The sequence below is a fragment of the Streptococcus sp. GMD6S genome (assembly GCF_000297015.1).
Genome location: NZ_AJRH01000063.1, coordinates 1 through 6,915 on the forward strand (window position 1 = coordinate 1; position 6,915 = coordinate 6,915).

At 40.6% G+C, this 6,915-nt stretch carries 4 protein-coding genes; all 4 read left to right on the forward strand.

Going from position 1 to position 6,915, the window contains the following annotated elements; translation table 11 throughout:
* Positions 1-235: 235 nt before the first annotated feature.
* On the forward strand, positions 236-4,627 hold the full coding sequence (locus tag GMD6S_RS07750; protein ID WP_000095448.1) for a PolC-type DNA polymerase III: 4,392 nt from the start codon (positions 236-238) through the stop codon (positions 4,625-4,627).
* An 87-nt stretch (positions 4,628-4,714) separates the two neighbouring features.
* Positions 4,715-5,236: a DnaA ATPase domain-containing protein gene (locus GMD6S_RS07755; RefSeq protein WP_000247995.1), complete on the forward strand. Its 522-nt coding sequence runs from the start codon at positions 4,715-4,717 to the stop codon at positions 5,234-5,236.
* Positions 5,237-5,345: 109 nt separating this feature from the next.
* The gene (locus GMD6S_RS07760; RefSeq protein WP_000999609.1) at positions 5,346-6,296 is read left to right on the forward strand and encodes a helix-turn-helix transcriptional regulator; all 951 of its coding nucleotides are present in this window, start codon (positions 5,346-5,348) and stop codon (positions 6,294-6,296) included.
* 7 nt (positions 6,297-6,303) lie between these two features.
* A partial coding sequence (locus GMD6S_RS07765) for a DUF262 domain-containing protein (RefSeq protein ID WP_000155166.1) occupies positions 6,304-6,915 on the forward strand: 612 nt, incomplete at its 3' end.

The window sequence follows — 6,915 nt, forward strand, 5'->3', positions numbered from 1 at the left end:
GCTTGGTAGAGTACTTGGTTTGGGACCAAGGTGTCGCAGGTTCGAATCCTGTCTTCCCGATTGATTGCGAGGATACTTAAAGGTATCTTTTTCTATTTATTAAGGAGATTCTGAGAGTCTTCTTTTTTGTTTACGGAACAAATTTGTGTAAACTAGTAGTGCTTAAGGAATGGTACCAGTCATATATTTTCTTTAATTATGGTAAAATAGTAAGAGAATAATGTGAGGAAAATGAATGTCAAGTAAGTTTGAAATTTTAATGAATCAACTAGGAGTCTCTGATCAATTGAGACGGGATCCTGCTCTTGTTGATGCCAGAATTGAGCGTGTTGTGGTTCATAAAATTAGTAAGATTTGGGAATTTCATTTTGTATTTTCTAATATTTTACCGATTGAAATCTTTTTAGAGTTAAAGAAAGGGCTTGGTGAAGAATTTTCTAAGACAGGAAACCGAGCTGTTTTCGAAATCAAGGCTCTTTCTCAAGAAGTCTCTAATGAACTCTTGCAGGCCTACTATAGAGAGGCTTTTTCTGAAGGTCCATGTGCAAGTCAGGGGTTTAAATCTCTTTACCAGAATTTAAACGTTCGTGTGGAGGGAAATCAACTCATTATTGAAGGTTCAGAGGCGATTGATAAGGAGCACTTTAAGAAGAATCATCTTCCTAATTTGGCAAAGCAACTCGAAAAGTTTGGTTTTCCAGCTTTTGTATGCCAAATAGAAAAGAATGATGCTCTTACACAAGAGCAGGAGGAAGCCTTCCATACGGAGAATGAACAAATCGTTCAGGCTGCCAATGAGGAAGCGCTTCGAGCTATGGAGCAATTGGAACAAATGGCTCCTCCTCCAGTAGAAGAGAAGCCAGCCTTTGATTTTCAGGCTAAAAAGGCTATGGCCAAGCCTAAACTAGATAAGGCTGAAGTTACCCAGATGATTGACGTGACGACTGAGGAAAATCGTCTGGTCTTTGAAGGGGTCGTTTTTGATGTGGAACATAAAGTGACCAGAACTGGTCGCGTTTTGATCAACTTTAAAATGACAGACTACACTTCAAGTTTTTCAATGCAAAAATGGGTTAAGAATGAAGAAGAAGCTCAGAAGTTTGACATCATTAAGAAGAATTCTTGGCTCCGAGTTCGTGGTAATGTGGAGATGAATAACTTCACACGTGATTTGACCATGAACGTCCAGGATGTGCAGGAAGTTGTTCACTATGAGCGGAAGGATTTGATGCCAGAAGGTGAGCGTCGGGTTGAGTTTCATGCTCATACTAATATGTCGACTATGGATGCTCTACCAGAAGTAGAGGAGATCGTTGCGATAGCTGCTAAGTGGGGACACAAGGCGGTTGCCATCACGGACCATGGAAATGTTCAATCTTTCCCACACGGCTATAAGGCGGCCAAGAAAGCTGGAATCCAGCTGATCTATGGAATGGAAGCCAATATCGTGGAGGATCGTGTTCCAATCGTTTATAACGAAGTGGAGATGGACTTGTCAGAAGCGACCTATGTAGTTTTTGACGTGGAAACGACGGGACTTTCAGCTATCTATAATGATTTGATTCAGGTTGCGGCCTCTAAGATGTACAAGGGGAATGTTATTGCCGAATTTGATGAATTTATCAATCCTGGGCATCCCTTGTCCGCTTTTACTACTGAGTTGACTGGAATTACAGATGACCATGTTAAAAATGCCAAACCACTGGAACAAGTTTTGCAAGAATTCCAAGAATTTTGCAAGGATACAGTCTTAGTCGCCCACAATGCTACCTTTGATGTTGGCTTTATGAATGCTAACTATGATCGTCATGGTCTTCCTAAAATTAGCCAGCCAGTCATCGATACGCTGGAGTTTGCTAGAAATCTCTATCCTGAGTATAAACGTCATGGTTTGGGGCCTTTGACTAAGCGTTTTGGTGTAGCACTTGAACACCACCACATGGCCAACTACGATGCGGAAGCTACGGGTCGTTTGCTTTTCATCTTTATCAAAGAGGTAGCAGAAAAACATGGTGTGACTGATTTGGCTAGACTGAACATTGATTTGATTAGTCCAGACTCTTATAAAAAAGCTCGGATTAAACATGCGACAATTTATGTTAAGAATCAAGTAGGGTTGAAAAATATCTTTAAGTTGGTTTCTTTGTCTAACACCAAGTACTTTGAAGGAGTGCCACGGATTCCGAGAACGGTTCTAGATGCCCATCGGGAGGGCTTGATTTTGGGGTCGGCTTGCTCGGAGGGTGAAGTTTTTGACGCGGTTGTATCCCAAGGTGTGGATGCGGCGGTTGAGGTGGCCAAGTATTATGACTTTATCGAGGTCATGCCACCAGCTATCTATGCGCCATTGATTGCCAAAGAGCAGGTCAAGGATATGGAGGAACTTCAGACCATTATCAAGAGCTTGATAGAGGTTGGAGATCGTCTTGGCAAGCCTGTTCTGGCTACGGGAAATGTCCACTATATCGAACCAGAAGAAGAGATTTACCGTGAAATTATCGTCCGTAGTTTGGGACAAGGGGCTATGATTAACCGAACCATTGGTCATGGGGAACATGCCCAACCAGCTCCTCTTCCAAAGGCTCATTTTCGAACGACCAATGAGATGTTGGATGAATTTGCCTTCTTGGGTGAAGATTTAGCACGCAAACTAGTTATTGAAAACACTAATGTCTTGGCAGAAATCTTTGAACCTGTTGAGGTTGTTAAGGGTGACTTGTACACACCTTTCATTGACAAGGCGGAAGAAACGGTCGCCGAGCTGACCTACAAAAAAGCCTTTGAGATTTATGGAAATCCGCTGCCAGATATCGTTGATTTGCGGATTGAAAAAGAATTAACTTCCATTCTGGGGAATGGATTTGCCGTGATTTATCTGGCTTCGCAGATGCTGGTGCAACGTTCCAATGAACGGGGCTACTTGGTTGGTTCTCGTGGGTCTGTTGGGTCCAGTTTTGTTGCGACTATGATTGGGATTACGGAGGTTAATCCTCTCTCTCCACACTACGTCTGTGGTCAGTGTCAGTACAGCGAGTTTATCACGGATGGTTCTTACGGTTCAGGGTTTGATATGCCTAATAAGGACTGTCCAAAGTGTGGTCATAAACTCAGCAAAAATGGACAGGATATTCCTTTCGAGACCTTCCTTGGTTTTGATGGGGACAAGGTTCCCGATATTGACTTGAACTTCTCGGGAGAAGACCAGCCTAGCGCCCACTTGGATGTACGTGATATCTTTGGTGAAGAATATGCCTTCCGTGCAGGAACGGTTGGTACAGTTGCTGCTAAGACTGCTTATGGATTTGTCAAGGGCTATGAGAGAGACTATGGGAAGTTTTATCGTGATGCAGAGGTGGAACGTCTTGCCCAAGGTGCTGCCGGTGTCAAGCGGACTACAGGACAACACCCAGGAGGAATCGTTGTTATTCCGAACTACATGGATGTCTACGACTTTACGCCTGTTCAGTATCCAGCGGATGACGTGACGGCTGAATGGCAGACGACTCACTTTAACTTCCATGATATCGATGAGAATGTCCTCAAACTCGATGTACTGGGGCATGATGATCCGACCATGATTCGAAAATTGCAGGACTTGTCTGGTATTGACCCTAATGAAATTCCTATGGATGATGAAGGTGTCATGGCCCTCTTTTCTGGAACTGATGTACTAGGGGTAACACCTGAGCAAATCGGAACGCCGACGGGCATGCTGGGAATCCCAGAGTTTGGAACAAACTTTGTACGTGGGATGGTAGACGAAACGCATCCGACGACCTTTGCGGAATTGCTTCAGTTGTCTGGATTATCCCACGGTACCGATGTGTGGTTGGGAAATGCCCAGGATTTGATCAAGCAAGGAATTGCGGACCTATCGACTGTTATCGGTTGTCGGGACGACATCATGGTTTACCTCATGCATGCGGGTCTCGAGCCTAAGATGGCCTTTACCATCATGGAACGGGTACGTAAGGGCTTGTGGTTGAAGATTTCAGAAGAGGAGCGAAATGGCTATATCGAAGCCATGAAGGCCAATAAGGTGCCAGAGTGGTATATCGAGTCCTGTGGAAAAATCAAGTATATGTTCCCTAAAGCCCATGCGGCAGCCTACGTTATGATGGCCTTGCGCGTAGCCTACTTCAAGGTTCACCATCCCATTTATTACTACTGTGCTTACTTTTCAATCCGCGCTAAGGCTTTTGATATCAAGACCATGGGTGCGGGCTTGGACGCCATCAAGCGCAGAATGGAAGAAATCGCTGAAAAACGGAAGAACAATGAAGCCTCTAATGTGGAAATTGACCTCTATACCACTCTTGAGATTGTCAATGAGATGTGGGAACGTGGCTTTAAGTTTGGCAAGTTAGACCTCTATCGTAGTGATGCGACTGAATTCATCATTGACGGAGACACTCTTATCCCACCATTTGTAGCAATGGATGGTCTGGGAGAGAACGTTGCTAAGCAGTTGGTGCGTGCGCGTGAAGAGGGTGAGTTCCTCTCTAAGACAGAACTGCGCAAGCGTGGTGGACTTTCATCAACCTTGGTTGAAAAGATGGATGAAATGGGGATTCTCGGCAATATGCCAGAGGACAACCAGTTGAGTTTGTTTGATGATTTGTTTTAAAAAATTGCTTATTTTGATCAAGTGGACAAAAAATGTCCACTTGATTTGTTATAATTCTCTTAAAAATAAAAGAAAAGAGAGTATAATATGGTGAATCAAGAAATTTTAAATTCTAATGTGTCAATTGAAGAGGAAATTTATAATTTTGAAAAAGGCTTGAAAGATGATGGGAGTGATTGGACCGGATTTCCACAAATAGACTTAAAAGAAGATTCTCAATGTATTTACATTTGCGGTATTTCAGAGACTGACAGATGGCATTTGTTTTATACGTTAACTAAAATAAAACCTGCTACTCCAATAGCATCACTTGCATATTATCGAGTGAGAGATAATTTGATTTTTTCTAAACATAGTCAATGGATAAAAATGCAAATGGAGTATACAGAGTATGATTTGATTTTTCTGGATGGAGTTCAATTCTTGGGAGAGGCTGATCAAAGGGTACAGGAATACTGGATGCAGCAATTCAAAGAGAATAAGAAAAGAAGCAAACTCTTCATTGTATATTCAGACTGCTTACCCGAAGACTTAAAAAATATGGCTGAATCCGTAGTTGAGTTCTTCGAATCTGGCATAGTGGTACAGTTGAAATCATCTAAGGGCTAGTTTATTTTGCTTTAATCGTTTTGAATATAAAGTGCTAGTTAGACTATAGAAGTGATAAAAATGTACTGGAAATAATATTGTTTGAATAATATGTAGAAGGAAATTGCAAATGAATGATCAAGAGAGATTACTAACAATCTTTTTACGCTTACAGTTTGGGACTCCGTTAGGAAAAAAGCAATTAGCCCAGGAATTTGAGGTTAGTGAAAAGACGATACAGAGAGATTTTTCGCTCCTTCGTGATATTTTATCCAGTCATCCCGATTTTAATGGAGACCTGCTTTATAGTCGTAAAACGAATAAGTATAGCCTATCAAGTAAGTCAGTTTTTAATAAAAAGGATATACTTGTTATTTCAAAGATTTTATTGGAAAATCGAGCATTGAATCGGCCAGAAATTGATAGCTTACTAAAAAATTTACTGATTTTAATTCCTCGTGATGACCAGAAAGAAATTGAGCAAATCATTGGTAGTGAAAAGCTTAATTATGCTCCCTTAACGGATCAGCAAGATAGAATAGAGAAAATTTGGAATTTATCGGAGTCTATTCTACATGAACAGGTCTTAGACATTATCTATCAAAAACCTTATTCGGAGTCTTCTAAGAAGCAGACGGTTTTGCCTGTATCTCTTTACTATGATAGTCATTATTTTTATCTGGTTGTTTATCAGTTAAAACACGCTACTTATATTACTTTAAGAGTAGACCGTATCCAATCATGGTCTCTTAGTGGTATAGAGAAACCCTCTATTTCTTATCGAGATAAATTTAGAGATGGTGATATTCGTAACGAGAGAGTTGATGCTTTTATCGGGAAGAAAATCAGTATTGAGATTGGGTATTTGTATGATCCTACTATTGTGATGGATCAATTTCCAAATGCAAAAATAGTTGGGAAAAATGGTTCCTGGACTCATTTTAAGTTTAAAAGTCAGTATACACCGGGTCTTAAACGCTGGTTACTGGGACAAGGGGAAGCAGTTACTGTTTTGTCTCCTCGGATTTTAGTAGAGGATATGAAGCGAACGGTTCAAGAAATGATAGATAAATATAAATGAGGATAAAATGACTATTCAATTTACTTCTAAAAAGGTTGGAGAACTATTGAAAAAAGGGAATTTGCGGATTCCTTCTTATCAAAGACCATATAAATGGAACAGAAAACATATCCGTAATCTTTTTTATGATTTACGAGATGCTATGGGGAAAAAGGAATATCAGATTGGTTCCGTTATCCTGCATAAGAATGATGGACACTTAGATATTGTCGATGGACAGCAACGGCTAATTTCAATTTCTTTGTTTCTTCATTCGTTAGATGACTTAGAGAATTATAAGGGTGCTAATCAACTGTTGAGTGCTGAAGAATTTGGAGAGCTATCTTGCTATCATGCGAGTGAAAATTATAATGAGTGGAAAAATTTAACTCAATTAGTTGGCGAAAATGAGGCAAAAGACATTTGCAACTTTTTATTAGAGAATTGTGCTGTCTCTGTGATTACTATGCCCCAAGAACGATTATCAGAGGCCTTTCAGCTATTTGATTCTCAGAATAATCGTGGAAAATCTTTAGAACCTCATGATTTGCTCAAGGCCTATCATCTTCGCAAGCAAGATTCCGAAGATGAAAGAATTGTTGAAAAGTGGGAGCAATTTGTAGAGGATAAAGAGTTAAGT